Below are 15,938 nucleotides of genomic sequence, written 5' to 3' on the forward strand. Positions count from 1 at the left end.
GCCCCTACACACACCTTCCTTTCAATTGAACGTTTGGAGGATTTATATTTTGCAATCCCCTTAGTAACCCATTCGGCCAGAAACCCGTTTTCTAGTCCCCAAACCTAGTTAAAAAACTCAGTTTCTTTCCCCCATCTGTGACCCTTAGCAACCCATTCGGCTAGAAAGCGGGTCGGGTCCCCTAACCCAGTTAATCACCCCCCTCGAAAAACAACAATCCCGCCAGAGTTGTTCTGGCGGGATTGCCTTTTATATTTATTTACTAAAAAGACCTGTCGGCCTATCTAATTCTATTAAGTCTGTTAGAAATTCAATATAATCACCCTTGCCCAGAGGTGCTGTAGCTTAAAATACACAATTCAGTTGTTTTGGCCGGGTCCGGTTTGGATCCAGGGCGAGGACAGTCTGAGCAGATTGTTGAAATTCAGGCGATCGCATCCTTCGGAAATCCCACTACAGCAGCCGAATAATCCAGCAGTCATCGGCTGTGGAGTGAAACGTTTATGAACCGGCTGTTTTGGATGAGCATCATGGGTTTATCTGTAACCCTAATAGCGGCTGTACAAATTAAATCTCAACCCTTAATTTTATGTGATTATCAGGTGCCTCCAGTTTGTAGTGACCCCAGCGGATGCCACCCGGAACTCCTCTGCTCACCCTTGTCCGATCCGATCGCCTCGGAGCAGAAAAATTAGGCGAAGGGAATGCCAAGAGCTAGATTAGACAAGGGTTTCCGGATTGGGAGCCTAAAAGGACAATCACCTGATGCGATCGCCCCAATGGGGGTCTGATCCAACTCGGCCAAAGCGAGTCAAAAGCATGATCAATCAATTGGGTCGAATCACTCCCACTGAGAGGGAAATCTCGGATTATGCTTGATCCTTAACCTTGTCCGTTTCAACCCTACATTCTGGTTTAAAACTGTTGGAACTGCCGGAGCAATCAACCCGAGACCTCTTGAAAATTCAGGGTTAAGATTTTCCGGCGGCACAAACTTTTTGAAAAACTGAATTGGGATTATTCAAAAAACTCAGCTTATCGCCTCTTTTAATCCCCTCCCTTCCCCGGGGTTTTGAGGCGATCGCCTGATTTTTTGTATGATTTAATGGCGGTGATTATTATTATATTTAATCCTCGCTCCTGCCCATTGTAACTTTTCCCGTAAGGTCTGATAATAGGAATAATTTTCCTGTAAAATAATAAACTTAGCGCGACAATCTGCCATCCGGACATCCACCCGATGTCCCGGCCAAATTGAGGTAGCCATTACCCCATCCATCCATAACTTCGTACTCAAATCCGGGTCTGCTAAAGGCCAAATACTGACCACGGCTCCTGGGGGTAAAACAATCGGACGACTGGACAAACTTAAAGGACAAATCGGAGTTACAGCGATCGCCTCCATCCCATCATGCATAATCGGGCCATTCGCCGAAACCGTATAGCAGGTTGAACCCGTAGGGGTTGCCACAATCAGACCATCCCCTTGATACTGATCCACCACCTCCCCATCAATTTCCATTTCCAGAATCGAGGTGATCATCCGGTCCGCTGCTGCCGGTTTAACACACATTTCATTTAAAGCCAAAAAGCGATCGCTCGCCGGTTTCATATTCGTATGATGCCCCTCATAAACCCGTCCTTGGAGCATCATCCGGCGTTGAATCGCATAGCGGTCCTCGAACAAGCGATCCCAAACTCGTTCCGTATCTTTAAACTCCTCAAAATGTTCCGTAATAAACCCCAGATGCCCGCCCACATTGACCGCCAACATCGGAATTCCCTCCGGAGCCAGTTGTCGAGCCGCTGCTAGGGCCGTCCCATCCCCCCCAAACACCACAGCCAAATCAATTTGACTGGTCGAGGACGCCAAAAACACCGGATAGGGATTATCTTTAGACCCACTGGGTCCCACCAAAACATGACACCCGCGATGTTCCAACTCCCGAGCGCATCGATCGGCCCACCGCCGCGAGAGGTCATCCCCGGCTTTATGAGCAATAATGGCATTTTTAAGCTGCACTTGAGACTAACCCCCTAACCGTTTTATATTCTTTTCTGGGCATTCATCAGTGTATCCAGTCAACCCATCAGTTATTGTACGAATTCCTACGGTTTATCACCCTTGAGCGAACGATTCATCGCCCCTGGGTGGAACTCTATCCTGACTCTTGTTCTCGAAGCCCCTCACCTCTAAATCTCCTGGGAATATCCTCCCTGATGATGCGGATTGCACCATTCCACCGAAACTGAATAGCCGCCCTAAACCGCCTCACCTAAAAATTAGAAACCGGGTCTTTTTTAAAAAACCCGGTTTAATAGAGTCAGAGCCTCATGACTTCAGACTCTTCTTACCATTTCAGGAGATTGAACTGCTCCATATCCACCGTATCCCGGTTGCGATAGATAGCCAGGACGATCGCCAAACCCACTGCCGCTTCCGCCGCCGCCACCGTAATCACAAACACGCCAAAAACCTGACCCTTAATTGTAGCGGAGTCTAGGAAATTAGAAAAGGCGATTAAATTCAAATTCACTGCATTTAACAAGAGCTCAATCGACATCAACACACGGACGGCGTTGCGACTGGTAATCAAGCCATAAATGCCAATGCAGAACAAGGCGGCTGCCAAAACTAAAAAGTATTCGAGTTGCAGTTCCATTAATCCTCATCAGTATCTTACTAGCTTTTGAATGATTAAGGGGCAAGGAAATTTACCCCTTAAAACGGTAAAAGTTCACACCGTTAGTTCAGAACGTTAGTTCACAACATTTTATGTCCTTTTACCCTTTTCATTTCTGGGTTTTTACCCGATTTCCCCCGAGAGCCGGGACGGGTTCACGGGGACGTTCCGGCAACTTCAAATCCAGTTCGGCTGAATCGAGTTGGGCTTTTCGCTCGGTAGGAATCAAATCCCGACGGGCCAAAATAATTGCGCCAACCATTGCCATCAATAACAGGACCGAGGCCAATTCAAACGGCAGTAAAAAATCGCTGAATAAATGTTCTCCAATCTGCACAACTGTATTTTCCGCAGTTGCTACAGTGGGGGTCACTGCCCAAGGAGTGGAGAGGACCATCGTGCTTAACAGCGCGAATAATCCCAAAGCGACGACTGCGGTTGCTCCGCGACGGATCCAGTAATTGGGAAGGTTGGTAAAATCCTCCTGTTTGTTAACCAACATGATGGCAAACAAAATCAGCACGTTAACGGCACCGACATAAATCAAAATCTGGGCCGCTGCTACAAAATCAGCATTGAGCAACAGATACAAACCGGCCATGCTGATAAACACACCGCCTAATAGAAAGGCCGAATAAACGACCTGAGATAGGAGGACGACACCCAAGGCTGCTCCTATCATCATCACGGCCAGCAGGCCAAACGAAACTATCTGAACGCCTTCCGCTAAATTCACTGTATTTGTCCTTTGTTCTTTGTCCTTTGTGCTTTATCAGGGGTCATTTGTCGGGGGTCATTGGTTTTGGGCCATGATTCATTGGTAAGTGAAATTATCCCCTAGGATTTTGTGACAAATTCACCCTATTTTTCTGTGGATTGTTCTTGTTCCATTTGTTCTCGAATTTCTTCGGGACGCAGACCGGCACGACGAGAGTTCGGGGGCAAATCATGGGGAGAGATCACGCCTTTGGGTAGATAGGCGAGTTCTCTGAGGGGAGTCACCATTGGATCGTCAGTGACTTTGTAAGGTAAGCGTCCCATTGCCACGTTATCAAAATTTAATTCGTGGCGATCGTAAGTTGAAAGTTCGTATTCTTCCGTCGCGGAGAGACAATTGGTCGGACAGTATTCTACACAGTTGGCGCAGAAAATACAAACGCCGAAGTCAATACTGTAGTGTTTGAGCTGTTTCTTTTTGGTCTCTTTGTTGAATTCCCAATCCACCACGGGCAGGTTAATCGGACAAACGCGGACGCACACTTCGCAGGAAATGCACTTATCAAATTCAAAGTGAATCCGACCCCGATAGCGTTCGGAAGGAATCAATTTTTCGTAGGGATATTGCACCGTAACTGGGCGACGGCGCATATGGTCAAAGGTCACGGAGAGTCCTTGACCGATATATTTGGCCGCTTGAACGGTTTCTTTGGCGTAGTTGCTAACTTGGTTAAGGAATTTGAGCATAGTGTTCTCGGCGATGACTGCTAGGTGATAGGGAGTGGTGACCTGAAGTCAAGATGAAAGGAACCGATCGCTCAATAACTGGGCAGTTTTTGAACGAAAGGAAGCCCGCTTACCCACCAAAGGCAACGGGAAATGCCAACTTTAAGGCGGCAGTTAAGAGCAGATTGACCAGAGAAACGGGCAGCAGGAATTTCCACCCTAAATCGAGAAGTTGGTCAATGCGAACGCGGGGTAAAGTCCAGCGCATCAGAATGGCCAGGAACACAAAGAAATAAGCCTTGAGCAGGGTCATGGTGATCCCCAGGGTTGCGGTAATCACTTGCAACCAAGGGGTGGTTTCGCTGACACCCAGCCACTGTCCTAGGAGTTCTACAGGGATCGGTGATTCCCAGCCCCCCAGATAGAGCACGGCGATTAGGAGTGCGGAAAGCACAAGGTTGACGTAGGAACCCAAGTAGAACAGGGCGAATTTCATGCCGGAATATTCGGTTTGATATCCGGCGACGATTTCTTCTTCAGCTTCAGGGAGGTCAAAGGGTAAGCGTTCGCATTCCGCCAGGGCTGCAATCCAGAAGATGATAAAGCCGAGGGGTTGACGCCAGACGTTCCAACTGAGGATGCCATAGCTGGATTGCTGTTCCACAATGTCCAGGGTGCTTAGGCTGTTGGACATCATCACCACCGCCAGTACACTCAGGGCGAGGGGAATTTCATAACTGATGGACTGGGCTGCTGCGCGCAATCCACCGATCAGAGAGTATTTGTTATTGGAGGCATAGCCTGCCATCAGCAAGCCGATCGGCTGAATGCTGGAAAGGGAAATCCATAAAAAGATGGCTACCCCGACATCGCTAATGATCAGATTTTGTCCGAAGGGGACAATCAGGAAGGAAGCGAACACGGGGACTACCACCAGGACTGGCCCGAGGGTAAAGAGGATGGGGTCAGCTTTGGCTGGCAGGATATCCTCTTTGAACAAGAGTTTGAGACCATCGGCGGCAGGGGCTAAGATTCCCAAGGGGCCGATGTATTCTGGGCCGATGCGCTGTTGGACCGCCGCAGAAATTTTTCGCTCTAGCCAGACGGTTACGAGTACGCCAACTGTTGCGACAACTAGCATGAGCACCATCGGAATTGGCATCCAGATGGCTTTTGCGGCTCCCGCTGGAAGGCCCAAATCTGCGAGCGCTTTTATAAAACTTCCTTGTAGGTCTATACCTGAGTTCATGCTTCCTAATTGAGAGTGTGAAGATTTTTTACGACTCGGTTAAATGCAATAACAGTATAACGCTCGATGGACGCCAGAACTCTGGGAGAGGCTTGAGTTTCAGTGTTTAGGGTTGTGGTTTGCTTTCCCGGGACAGGAGAGAAAGGGTTGGGAGGGGATCGCCATTGGAGCGATCGCCATCAGGTTGATTCTAATCGGGGTGGGCAAGGATTTGAGATGGAATCCGGTTTTCAGGGGTCTATAAAAACCCGCACCCTCAAGGGTGGGGCTACACAGACGAAGCCCGCCTGCGCGGGCTGAAGAGTAAAATAGGTCTTTCACAACCGGATTTGGTATCAACTCGATTTTCTTTCTTAGCCCGCGTAGGCGGGCTTCGTTCGTGTAGCCCCACCCTTGAGGGTGTGGGGTTTTTTGGGTCTGTTATTTTTGCAGAGAATTATCCAACAAAAAACCCTCAGATTATAAGAATCTAAGGGCTATTGTGCCGATCGCGGCTAGATGGATTTAACCCGGAGATAGGGGTCCCTCCAGTCCAGACTCGACCTAATTCCGTCGCGATCGCGTTAACGTTCGGCGATCGGAATATAAGGTGCGTTATGAGTTCCGGTATAAATTTGGGTCGGACGGTAAATCCGGTTTTCCCCCAGTTGCTCTTTCCAGTGCGCCAACCAACCCGCCACCCGGGAAATCGCAAAGATCGGCGTAAACAAATCCGTAGGAATCCCCAACTTCCGATAAACCAGACCCGAGTAAAAGTCCACATTGGCATAAATGCCTTTGTGAGCGAGTTTTTCCTCCACCACTCGCTCCAGCTCTACGGCAATGTCATAATAATTATCCCGGCCAAACTTCTCGAACAATTGTTCAGCGAGGTTTTGCAGGATAATCGCTCGGGGATCCTTGACTTTGTAGACCCGGTGACCGAACCCCATAATCTTAGATTTGGTGTTGATACAGTTTTCAATGTAGGGTCGGACATTTTCAACCGAGCCAATTTTCTCAAGCATCTCGATCACTTCTTCATTGGCCCCCCCATGTAAAGGACCGGCCAGGGTTCCCACCGCTGAAGCCACCACCGCGTAGGGGTCCGTCAAGGTAGAAGCCGTTACCCTTGCCGAAAATGTCGAAGCATTGATGGTATGTTCTGCATGAAGCGTCAGGCAGATGTCGAACACACGAGCCTCTAGGGGATCGGGTTCTTGTTCGGTCAACATATGCAAAAAGTTGGCCGAATAATCGAGATCGTCCCGAGGTTGAATCGGGTCATTCCCTTTCCGCATCATTTGGAATGCCGCCACCATTGTGGGAATTTTTGCCAACAACCGGACCGCAGCCGCGCGAATATAAGCTGGATCGTCTAAAGCCCGACGGGAATAGAATAAGCCAAGGGCTGCAGCTGAGGCTTGCAGGGCGTCCATCGGGTGACCGCTTTCGGGAAAACATTTCATCATGTCCCGAATGCGATATTTAATGCGGCGGTGGTAGCGAATTTCCTTCTCAAATGCATCCAGTTCGGTTTGGGTTGGGAGTTCGCCCCAGATCAATAAATAGGAGGTTTCCAGAAAGGTGCTTTTGAGGGCCAGTTCTTCAATGGGAATATTACGATATTCCAAAATTCCTTTCTTCCCATCCACGAAACTGATGCTGGATAGGGTGACCGGAACGCCTTCTAACCCGGGCTTAAATTCAAAACCGGTCTTTAGTTCGTCCGCGACAGTCATAGGTTTAGCCTTCGCTGTAATTAAATATCCTCAAGCTAACTTATCAGATCTGCTTGGACTGTTCTTGCTTTTCCAAAAATCCTTTATGGAGTACCCCCCTCAAAATCCGCTGCACTTAAGGGGATAAAAGGTTTGAATTTCAATGGTTTCAGCGCTTTTATTGCAGCAATCCAGTCCTCGGACTGAGGACTGATTCGTTATGAATTGTTGATTTAGGTTCCCCATAACCGATCGCCAATCGCCAATCAATTTATAGCAATAATTTGGGGGAGGTCAGCCAAAATAGGGAACTATTTCCCACGGGATCCCCTGTTTCGGGGAGGACCAAACCAATTACGCCAGCTTTTTTGAGGATCAGTCCTTCTTTGGGTGATCCCCAAACCAAAATTTCCGCCCAGTTGCCCTGATCTGGCTGATGTCCCACGAGAGCCAAACAATGCCCGCCATTTTGACGCCATTGCTGATACCAGTTCAACCAGTTATTGATATCCCCATTCGGGACCAGGGAAGTAGACTCTTTAATCTTATGACCGAGACCAGCAGTTTGGAGAATCTCAGCCGTTTGCCTTGCTCTGAGCAGAGGACTGGTCAAAATCAGATCAAAATGAATATTCAAATGATGGAGACGGTTGGCTACTTTTCGGGTTTTTTGAACTCCCTCTTTAGTAAGCTGGCGCTTCTCATCTGGGGCATTGTCTACCCGGTTTTCGGCGATCCCGTGCCGGATCAAATAAACTTTAGAGGGTGTTTTCATGAATCTCATTTTCCGGGTGAGGCTGGATTCTGGATGGCTAAACCCTAATCTGGACCTGAGAAATACTGCCCAGATCAGAAACTGACCCAGGGGCCAAAAATGCCCCCGAGGGATGTTTTCCTCAAGCGCTCCACTTGGATTAAAGCGCTTGTGGAATCGGGTTCTAGTGGTGTCGATCGATGCCCAAGGACTAAAGTTCGCGCTGAAACTCTTCTAAAATACGGAGGAGGTCCATTTGTTCCCCGGTGGGAATCAGATCGATGAGAGGAATTTGTCGCCGTCCTCCACCGAGATTGACATTGATTCCGGCGAGCACTTTGCTCACGTCGGATTCATTGATGGCTGCATTTTCGCTGACTAACGGATAGAGTTGTTCAGCAAGGAGGGTGTGCAGATGAGCGTCATCTAAACGCAGCCGCCATTTGGCGACATCGATATAAACGCGATCGGCAATTTGAGCAGCCAGGGCTTCTATTTTTTCAGTGTTACTGGAATTAGCCATTAGATTCTTCAGAATAATTTGCAATTGCGAAAATATAAACCCCATGAGCGATTAACAGCAATAGCCAAGCGCTGGTGAGCCAAGGGGTCCAGGGCCAGGGGGGAGATTGCCAGGACCGGAAAAACCAGAGGCCGGAATTGCTCGCTGCAAATAGGGCGACATGGAGGGCGAAATTCATGCGATCGTCGAGTTTCCGGTAATCGGGTTCGCTGCGATCGGGTTGACGAGGCCAACGAGGTGGCATAGATTACCTTTCTTTTTAAATGAAGTTGCTCGGGTTTTGGCCCGGGCTTGTACTTTTAAAATTGTAAGTCTTCGCTACCTCGCAGTTGTAGGTCATCGGTTTTTAGCCAAGATTTGTTAACAAGCTTCAAACATAGGCCCCTGTTCCATCCCGTTCCCGGAGGGATTACTGGACGAATTGCCCTATTCCCAGTCAGCAAGAAGATTCTTTCCCCAGTCTTAGTTCAAAAAACACAGGATAAAATGCAAGTATCAACCTTCACCACCCCAACACCCCCAGCAGCTCTGTGATTCCTTCGCGCTTACTCCGCCAACATTCTCGCAATCGCCAGACCTCTCTGGCCATCATTCCTTTAGCTAATGAAGCAGCGACTTTTGATGCCTATCGCCTCTTACAGTATCACGGGATTTCCCCGGAGCATCTGGCGATTGTCGGTCAAGGGTACAGTTCTCCGGCTCGTGTGGGTTTATTAGAACCGATGCAAATTGCGCTGCACCAAGCTCGCCGTTTTTTGATGGTGTTTGCCACAATGGGGTTCCTAGTGGGTTCGGCATTGGTTTTGGCTTTGCACCTGGGACTGATTAACCCCCTGGGTTTTAACTCCCTGCTGCTGATTCCGGGGGGGGTGGCGATCGCCGCTGTTTTGGGAGGAATGGTAGGCGGATTAATTGGCTTTTTGGGCGAGGGTTCCACCGTAGGCGTTTATCATCATCATCTCCGCCAGGGTGGGTATTTGTTGATGATTGAGGGGTCCCAGCAGCTAGTAACCCTGGGTGAGCAGGTCCTCAAACCCTATGCCACCCCCAAAGCGTTTTAATCCGCTTGATAGTCTCCCGATTTCCCCCCTGTTTTGCTCTCTAGGCGGATGCTTTCAATGGCGATCGCCTTGGATAACGCTTTTGCCATGTCATAGAGGGTCAGTGCCGCCACCGAGACTGCCGTTAAGGCTTCCATTTCTACCCCCGTTTCCGCTTTGGTCCTGACTTCGGCGAGAATCCGATATCCGGGAAGCTCCTCGTCGGGCAAAATCTCTACATCAATTTTGTGCAAGGGTAGGGGATGACACAACGGAATCAACCCCGAGGTTTGTTTGGCTCCTAAAATTCCCGCCAGTCTCGCTGTCCCTAAGACATCTCCCTTGGGTGCATTCCCGGCTTGAATCTGGTCAAACGTGGCCCGATCCATCCGGACCTCTCCCGAGGCGATCGCCTGCCGATGGGTGACTGCTTTTTCCGACACATCCACCATTCGCGCTTGTCCTTCAGCGTCCAAATGACTTAACTGATAAGGGTTTGGGGAATTTTCAGAATTTTTTTGAAAAGGGGGTTTCATTTTCCAAAAGCCTGTGTTAGTATTATTAAGCGGTAAGGGCTTGTAGCTCAGTGGACTAGAGCACGTGGCTACGGACCACGGTGTCGGGGGTTCGAATCCCTCCTAGCCCGTTTTTATAATCTAAACAAATTTTGGGTGCTTAGTTAGAGCTATCTAATTCAGCACCCAAAATTTTTTGGCTTTGGCTCAGGATGATTTTTGCAGGGCATACAGGTCGCGATCGCGACCAAGGGCAAACTTCACCGAGTGGCGTAAATTCATATTGGACTGGGTGAGAAAAATCCCTAAAGCTACGAAGGCCATCACCGAGGCGATCGCAAAAATATTTCGATAGCCTAAATCTTCCGCCAGCACCCCCAAAATCGGCCCCGCCAAAGCGATCCCCAAATCAAACCCGCCAATACACATCGCAAACAACCGCCCCCGTTCCTGGGGTGCACAGCGATCGGCAACCAGGGCCACCATCATCGGTAAAAACGTTCCCGCACCACATCCTTCTACCGCCCCAGCCAGTAAAAAATCCCGGCTATCCTGGGCCGTCCATAGCAGGAGCATTGCCAGACAGTAGGCCACCAAACCCCCGGAGATAAATAATCCCCGTCCGTAACGGTCCGAGGCGCGACCCGTGAGCAGACGCATACTAAAACTAACAATAGCTGCTGCGGTATAAAACCATCCGGGATTAAAATCACTGACTGTCTCCTTAATAAACAAGGGGACAAAAGTCGCCACCGATCCAAAGACTAACCCGATTTGCAGCATCACTAGGGAGGGAATCCGGACGCGAGGACTCCATAACAGCCGCCAAAATGAATCCGCTGGGGCGCTGGAATTTCCCGAGTCTTTGCCAAGTGCTTGGGAGGTTAAATCTTCCCGCAAAGGTTCACTGACGAAATAGAGCAACAGGAAACTGAGCAGTCCCAATCCAAATGCCATGACAAAGAGGGGCGGGTAACCGGCAGATTCCAGTAAAAACCCTCCGAGGGCGGGTCCAATGGCAACACCTAAAGGATTGACCAAACTCATATAGCCAATTAATTCGCCTCGATTGCGATCGGGGGCTAAATCGGTGATTAAGGCACTGTAAGCGGTGGTAAAAGCTGCGACACTAATGCCGTGAAACGCCCGTAATCCCATCAATAGGGGAATGGAATCGACGAAGAGATATCCTAACGGGGCGATCGTCGCCACCGCCGTTCCCAACCGTAACACGATTTTGCGACCCCGGCGATCGCTTAGGGGTCCTAACCAAGGCCGGGAGGGCAGTAAACCCAGGGCAAATGCCCCCATCACCAACCCGATTTGTCCTTTCGTCCCCCCGATATGCTCGACATAAAGCGGCAGTGTGGGCAGCAATGAAGCCAGAGAAGCCCAAAATAATAAGCCTGCCGCAAATAATCCCAACAGGCTCTGGCGACGCTGCGGCTCTATCTCTAAAAATACCTTCAAAACCTTGGTTCCTTTTCTTCCACTGCAACAAATGAGTGAGCTAGGGCATGGGTCCAGTAACGGGAAGACCCAGGGGGTAAAAACCCCGCAGGCTCAAGCCTGGGGCTACACGGACGAAGCCTGCCTTCGCAGGCTGAAGAGTAAAATTAGGTGTTTGATGCCAAATCCGGTTGTCTCAAGTCGATTTTCTCTTGAGCCCGCGCAGGCACCGCTTCGTCCGTATAGCCCCAGGTTTCAGCCTGCGGGGTTTTTATAGACCTTTGAAAATAGGATTCCGTATCATCCTGTCCCGATGCCCGAGGAGGCCGCAATCTGCCGCCCCCCTCTTTCATGCTACTGATTTTTCCGCAGTTTGTTAAACAATGTTAAGATTTCGACGCTTTAGGTTTCCGAGTCTTTAGGCAAATAACTTTTTAAAACTCGCCCTGCACCTCGGAGTTGTTGATAATAGTTACGACTGACGGGATCATCGTTGTTTTCTGCGAGGACATCGATGCCGATGCCGTTGCGCCCTCCTTTTTTCCCAGAACTGTGAATATAACGACCCTCCCCGAGATAAAGACCCACATGGGTGGCTTTTTCTGGGGTTCCGAAAAAGACGAGATCTCCCGACTGCAATTCGTCCAGGGGAATGGGTTGGGTAAAGGCTTCCTGTTGATAGGCATCCCGAGGTAACCAAACTTGAGCGGTCCGGAAAGCGGCCTGCATTAATCCAGAACAGTCGTAATTGGGGGCGACGGTTCCTCCCCAGAGGTACTCATTGGGGACGCTCATGGCTTGGTGGGTAAAGGCAATGATGGCGGGGATTTGGGGTTCTATCTGGGTGCGGTCCCGGGCGATCGCCTCGTAAGGGGACTCGGCTAATTCCAAATTCTCCAAATCCGTAAGTGCCAGCCATCCGGGATAATCATCTTCACATAACTTGACCCCCACGGCCCCCTCCGTCGGAGCCAGGTCAATTCTCAGCAGACGGCCTTCGGATGCTTGGGTTGCCAGGGCCTCGCACTGGGGGGAATCATAGAGATTGAGACTGACTCGACATCGATATTGCGGTGCATCGGACCCTTTAGAAGCTAGATTAAATTGAAGCTGACTTACCAAGACCATAGTTTATAAATAAATGCAGCAATAGAAGAAGGCACAGTAAGGCGACAGCAGCCGGAAAGTCTCTAGAAAACAGAATAATTGATTCTGACTTCTAACTTTTGAATTACACAACCTCAGAGAGAACCATGACATTTTTCCGCAAAGACGAGCAACTCGAAAACTTAGGCGATCGCATTTTAGCGGCCACCTGGGAGCAATTCCCCCAATTAAACCGCAACCAACTGGCCATGACTTGGGTGGTTTATGACCCGCCTGTATCGGTCAATACCGGCGGTGCCCTGAGTCCCGATGCGTTTTGGGACCATCCCGTGCGCGGATTTAACTATCGCGGCGTGGAACGGATTTATCCGGCAAGTGTGGTCAAGCTGTTCTATCTCGTCGCGGTCTATGAATGGATGGACAAAGAGATGATTCAGACTTCCCCGGAGTTAGAACGGGCCATCCGAGATATGATTGTGGACTCCAGTAATGATGCTACGAGTCTGGTGGTGGATGTGTTAACCGGAACCACCAGTGGCCCAGAATTGTCCCCGGGACCGTTTGAAAGTTGGAAGCATCAGCGCAATTTAGTGAATCGCTACTTTCAGTCTTTGGGATGGCCGGAATTGGAATCGATTAATGTCAATCACAAAACCTGGTGTGATGGGGCTTATGGTCGGGAGCGGGTTTTCCTGGGAGAGTTAATGGAAAATCGCAATATGCTGACCACGAATGCGACGGCACGCCTGTTGCATAGTATTGTCGGTGGGGTGGCGGTTTCAGCGAAGGCCACCACGGCGATGATGAAGTTAATGAAGCGATCGCTAGAACCCGAGGACTTGGCGGAGGACCCGGAAAATCAAGTCACGGGGTTTTTGGGTGCGGGTGTCGATCGCCAAACTCGGATTTGGTCTAAGGCGGGTTTAACCAGTACGGTCCGCCACGATGCGGCTTATATTGAATTACCGGGACAGCGCCCTTATTTATTGGTGGTCTTTACTGAAGGTAAGGCACACAGCAAAAATGAAGCCATTTTGCCCTTTGTTTCCCAGCAAGTGGCCAGTGCGGTGGGTTCGCTGTAAAACTGGCCTGGTTTTGGCGGTTTGTGGGGGTGAGGATTTTCTGGGCGAAAGCGCTAGGCGATCGCCTCGATTTGGCCTGGTGTTCGTTTCTGGATGGGTGTGCTGACCCAGGGCGACTCATCGGTCCAGGCTGAATTCTGCTTTTCAGCATAAACTATTCCCCCATTTAACATTGAAGTATTTATTAGGAGTAACTGTGAAGTTTGTATCGATCGCAACTGGTGTTTTTCTATTCGGTTTGATTGCTCTCGGTGGTGGGGGTGGTCCAAAAAAAGCGATGGCCGAATCATTCTCGGGTGATGTGCCTAGGGAATGGGGGTTAAGGGCGATCGCTCAGTGGCCAGAGAATACCTCTTTTGGACCACTCTCATGGGAGATCCAGTCTGAAGCGGTCAATTCACCCCCGGTACTCGCGGCTGAATCGGGGAATTTTGCGGAATTATTGACGGGAACTACAGCAATTGCCGCCCCGCATTATTTCATGATTTCCGACCCGCAAACCGTTCCCCAAACCTCTACGGCTGAAGCGGAAAATAATCCGATTTTGGCTCAACGAGATAACGATATCGAACTGGGTCGAACCAGTCGGGGGGTGGGTAACTATCTCGGTGCTGCCATTAATATTGGCTTGAGTGAGGATGCGAGTCCTTTGGGACGGGGAAGTTTTGCCTTGACGAGTAAAATTGGCCTCGCGGAGCAAGTTTCTGTGCGTCCTTCCCTCTTGTTTGGCGAACATTTGATGCTGATGGTTCCGGTTACCATTGACTTTCCCTTTGCGGCTACGGAAGATACCTTACAAGTCGATCTTGCACCTTATATTGGCAGTGGCATTGCGCTTTCTACGGATGAGGATAATTTTATTGGATTTTTTGGCACCGTGGGAATTGATCGAGTCTTATTTGACCGATTTGTCGCCAATGCTGCCTTAAATGTGGGATATGTTGAGGAGGTTGAAGTCGGGATCTTTGTGGGCGGAGGGTATCGGTTCTAAATGTCTCTGCTGTAAACCCTTTGGGATAGGTTCGTTATCGGATTAGCGATCGCCCTTTCCCTCCATATTCCCTCCATATTCGTTCAATGTGCAGTATTCCCCCCTCTACTATTTGTTAAGTTTTGTTCACACAACACCAAAAATACATCTTAGGGAAGATTGCATCGCGAGGGGGGATGGATTAGATTAGCAATGTTTTAGCATCTGCTTTTCTGGGTCATTAGATTCTAGTCCTGGAATGGCAGATGACTAAGAGTTTTTGCTTTTATTTTGCAGATTTTGCGGGTTAGGGAACACTCTGATTCATTGGGAAAATCGCAGGAGTTGGTTCTCAAGAATTCATTGGATTCCATCGCTCATTCATTTCCAGTTAATTTCACTTGACCTGAACTCGAACTCATGCAAAAAAAGCAAAATAATTCACGGTTATTGATGAATTTGGAGGGCTATTATGGGTGTGAGGAAAAAATGGGCAGGATATAGTGCGTTAATGGTGTTACCCTGGTTGGGGATCCAACAGGCGCTACCGGCTACAGCGCAATATCCCAGTCTCCCAGAGCAACCCAGTGTGGAGATGAACAGACCGATGGATCTGGAGGCACAACCGAGTCAGGAAGACGGCGAGACGGGGATAGCACAACTCACAGAAACTGAACGCGCCAGTCTTGAGGATTTGGAACTGTCGATTGATTTTAATAAAGAAGATTTCGTAAGAGGCGCAGCGATCCTTCCGGAAAACAACGAAGCGCAATCTCCTAATGCATCGGATCTGGCTCAAGCCCGGTTCCCCAATTATCGCTACAGTGCGGGTTTTGATCTACCCAACTTTGGCTGGGTCAGGATGGACGGTCGCGGGATTGATAGCGTCCTGGGGATTAACGTGGGACTCGGTGTTTCCTACAAAAAATACTTTCAACCGGCGCTTCCCGGGCAGTTTACTGGATCCTGGGGGGTAGGAACCTTTGCTTTGGTATTACCCTACGCCACGATTGGTGGGGATTATCAGTGGGATAATGGCTGGTATGCGGGTGGCAATATCGGGGCAGGGTTGTACTACTTTGACGATGTAACGCCCTTCCCGGTTGGCTATATCGGCGTGGGTTATCGCTGGTAAGGAGCGATCGCACTACCGAAATCACCCCTAATAAAAAATCCCCCACGCCTTGCAAAGGTTGTGGGGGATTGTAAAAATAAATTGCTCTACACTGACTCATTCCACTCCAGAGTTCACTGAGATCTGCTCAGAGTTTCCGAGAGTTAACTGATACATTTACGCGACATTTTCCAGGGTTTTCCCGGACAATGCTACGACAGCACTATTACCCGTTAAGGTAACAGAGGCGGTATCCCGCAAAGTGCTTAGAGTTTCTCTAAGCACACGAACTTCAGTTGTATTGGATG

19 protein-coding genes and 1 tRNA gene are annotated in these 15,938 nt (G+C 49.4%); 6 read left to right on the forward strand and 14 right to left on the reverse strand.

Annotated elements, in window-relative coordinates; genetic code table 11:
- Positions 1 to 359: 359 nt before the first annotated feature.
- Positions 360 to 482, reverse strand: coding sequence for a hypothetical protein (locus NG833_RS30670; RefSeq protein WP_256556177.1), 123 nt, complete (start codon positions 480 to 482; stop codon positions 360 to 362).
- A 21-nt stretch (positions 483 to 503) separates the two neighbouring features.
- Here NG833_RS30670 and NG833_RS26815 point away from each other — a divergent pair, with 21 nt between their 5' ends.
- On the forward strand, positions 504 to 695 hold the full coding sequence (locus NG833_RS26815; protein ID WP_254568334.1) for a hypothetical protein: 192 nt from the start codon (positions 504 to 506) through the stop codon (positions 693 to 695).
- 407 nt (positions 696 to 1,102) lie between these two features.
- Here the strand turns inward: NG833_RS26815 and NG833_RS26820 are convergent, their stop codons facing one another.
- The 9 genes from NG833_RS26820 to NG833_RS26860 all read right to left on the reverse strand — a co-directional run bounded on the left by NG833_RS26820 (position 1,103) and on the right by NG833_RS26860 (position 8,597).
- Positions 1,103 to 2,023 carry an NAD(+) kinase gene (locus NG833_RS26820; RefSeq protein ID WP_254568335.1) on the reverse strand — a complete coding sequence of 307 codons (921 nt, stop codon included), beginning with the start codon at positions 2,021 to 2,023 and terminating at the stop codon, positions 1,103 to 1,105.
- A 328-nt stretch (positions 2,024 to 2,351) separates the two neighbouring features.
- Complete coding sequence (gene nuoK, locus NG833_RS26825; RefSeq protein WP_198017903.1) at positions 2,352 to 2,657, reverse strand: NADH-quinone oxidoreductase subunit NuoK; 306 nt, start codon at positions 2,655 to 2,657, stop codon at positions 2,352 to 2,354.
- Between the two features lie 136 nt (positions 2,658 to 2,793).
- Entirely contained in the window at positions 2,794 to 3,420 is a 627-nt protein-coding gene (locus NG833_RS26830) for an NADH-quinone oxidoreductase subunit J (RefSeq protein ID WP_254568336.1), read from the reverse strand.
- A gap of 125 nt (positions 3,421 to 3,545) precedes the next feature.
- Entirely contained in the window at positions 3,546 to 4,148 is a 603-nt protein-coding gene (ndhI, locus tag NG833_RS26835; protein ID WP_015149225.1) for an NAD(P)H-quinone oxidoreductase subunit I, read from the reverse strand.
- Between the two features lie 109 nt (positions 4,149 to 4,257).
- The gene (nuoH, locus tag NG833_RS26840) at positions 4,258 to 5,376 is read right to left on the reverse strand and encodes an NADH-quinone oxidoreductase subunit NuoH (RefSeq protein WP_254568337.1); all 1,119 of its coding nucleotides are present in this window, start codon (positions 5,374 to 5,376) and stop codon (positions 4,258 to 4,260) included.
- 563 nt (positions 5,377 to 5,939) lie between these two features.
- Positions 5,940 to 7,097 carry a citrate synthase gene (locus NG833_RS26845; protein WP_254568338.1) on the reverse strand — a complete coding sequence of 386 codons (1,158 nt, stop codon included), beginning with the start codon at positions 7,095 to 7,097 and terminating at the stop codon, positions 5,940 to 5,942.
- 250 nt (positions 7,098 to 7,347) lie between these two features.
- Positions 7,348 to 7,851, reverse strand: a complete 504-nt coding sequence (gene sixA, locus NG833_RS26850) for a phosphohistidine phosphatase SixA (RefSeq protein ID WP_254568339.1) — start codon at positions 7,849 to 7,851, stop codon at positions 7,348 to 7,350.
- Positions 7,852 to 8,041: 190 nt separating this feature from the next.
- Entirely contained in the window at positions 8,042 to 8,353 is a 312-nt protein-coding gene (locus NG833_RS26855) for a DUF3181 family protein (protein WP_254568340.1), read from the reverse strand.
- Positions 8,346 to 8,597, reverse strand: coding sequence for a 2TM domain-containing protein (locus tag NG833_RS26860; RefSeq protein ID WP_254568341.1), 252 nt, complete (start codon positions 8,595 to 8,597; stop codon positions 8,346 to 8,348). Before NG833_RS26860 ends, NG833_RS26855 begins: the two co-directional genes overlap by 8 nt.
- Before the next feature lie 286 nt (positions 8,598 to 8,883).
- Here NG833_RS26860 and NG833_RS26865 point away from each other — a divergent pair, with 286 nt between their 5' ends.
- On the forward strand, positions 8,884 to 9,414 hold the full coding sequence (locus NG833_RS26865) for a hypothetical protein (protein WP_254568342.1): 531 nt from the start codon (positions 8,884 to 8,886) through the stop codon (positions 9,412 to 9,414).
- Here NG833_RS26865 and moaC read toward each other — a convergent pair.
- Positions 9,411 to 9,929 (reverse strand): cyclic pyranopterin monophosphate synthase MoaC, encoded by a 519-nt coding sequence (gene moaC, locus NG833_RS26870; RefSeq protein ID WP_254568343.1) that lies wholly within the window; start codon positions 9,927 to 9,929, stop codon positions 9,411 to 9,413. The two genes, NG833_RS26865 and moaC, sit on opposite strands and share 4 nt — an antisense overlap.
- Positions 9,930 to 9,965: 36 nt before the next feature.
- On the opposite strand from moaC, the gene NG833_RS26875 reads away from it, so the two are divergent.
- Positions 9,966 to 10,039 (forward strand) — tRNA-Arg (locus tag NG833_RS26875).
- 76 nt (positions 10,040 to 10,115) lie between these two features.
- On the opposite strand, the gene NG833_RS26880 is transcribed toward NG833_RS26875, so the two are convergent.
- The 3 genes from NG833_RS26880 to NG833_RS26890 form a co-directional block, all read right to left on the reverse strand.
- The gene (locus NG833_RS26880; RefSeq protein ID WP_254568344.1) at positions 10,116 to 11,378 is read right to left on the reverse strand and encodes an MFS transporter; all 1,263 of its coding nucleotides are present in this window, start codon (positions 11,376 to 11,378) and stop codon (positions 10,116 to 10,118) included.
- A gap of 146 nt (positions 11,379 to 11,524) precedes the next feature.
- Positions 11,525 to 11,710 (reverse strand): hypothetical protein, encoded by a 186-nt coding sequence (locus NG833_RS26885; protein WP_254568345.1) that lies wholly within the window; start codon positions 11,708 to 11,710, stop codon positions 11,525 to 11,527.
- Positions 11,711 to 11,759: 49 nt separating this feature from the next.
- Positions 11,760 to 12,485, reverse strand: coding sequence for a C40 family peptidase (locus NG833_RS26890; RefSeq protein WP_254568346.1), 726 nt, complete (start codon positions 12,483 to 12,485; stop codon positions 11,760 to 11,762).
- Between the two features lie 125 nt (positions 12,486 to 12,610).
- On the opposite strand from NG833_RS26890, the gene NG833_RS26895 reads away from it, so the two are divergent.
- From NG833_RS26895 to NG833_RS26905, 3 genes are all read left to right on the forward strand, one after another.
- Positions 12,611 to 13,546: a serine hydrolase gene (locus tag NG833_RS26895; protein ID WP_254568347.1), complete on the forward strand. Its 936-nt coding sequence runs from the start codon at positions 12,611 to 12,613 to the stop codon at positions 13,544 to 13,546.
- 277 nt (positions 13,547 to 13,823) lie between these two features.
- The gene (locus tag NG833_RS26900; protein ID WP_254568348.1) at positions 13,824 to 14,537 is read left to right on the forward strand and encodes a hypothetical protein; all 714 of its coding nucleotides are present in this window, start codon (positions 13,824 to 13,826) and stop codon (positions 14,535 to 14,537) included.
- A 451-nt stretch (positions 14,538 to 14,988) separates the two neighbouring features.
- Complete coding sequence (locus tag NG833_RS26905; RefSeq protein ID WP_254568349.1) at positions 14,989 to 15,651, forward strand: hypothetical protein; 663 nt, start codon at positions 14,989 to 14,991, stop codon at positions 15,649 to 15,651.
- Positions 15,652 to 15,938: the final 287 nt, after the last annotated feature.

This window comes from Oscillatoria sp. HE19RPO, from assembly GCF_024220515.1.
In the GTDB taxonomy this organism is placed as follows: domain Bacteria; phylum Cyanobacteriota; class Cyanobacteriia; order Cyanobacteriales; family Laspinemataceae; genus Laspinema.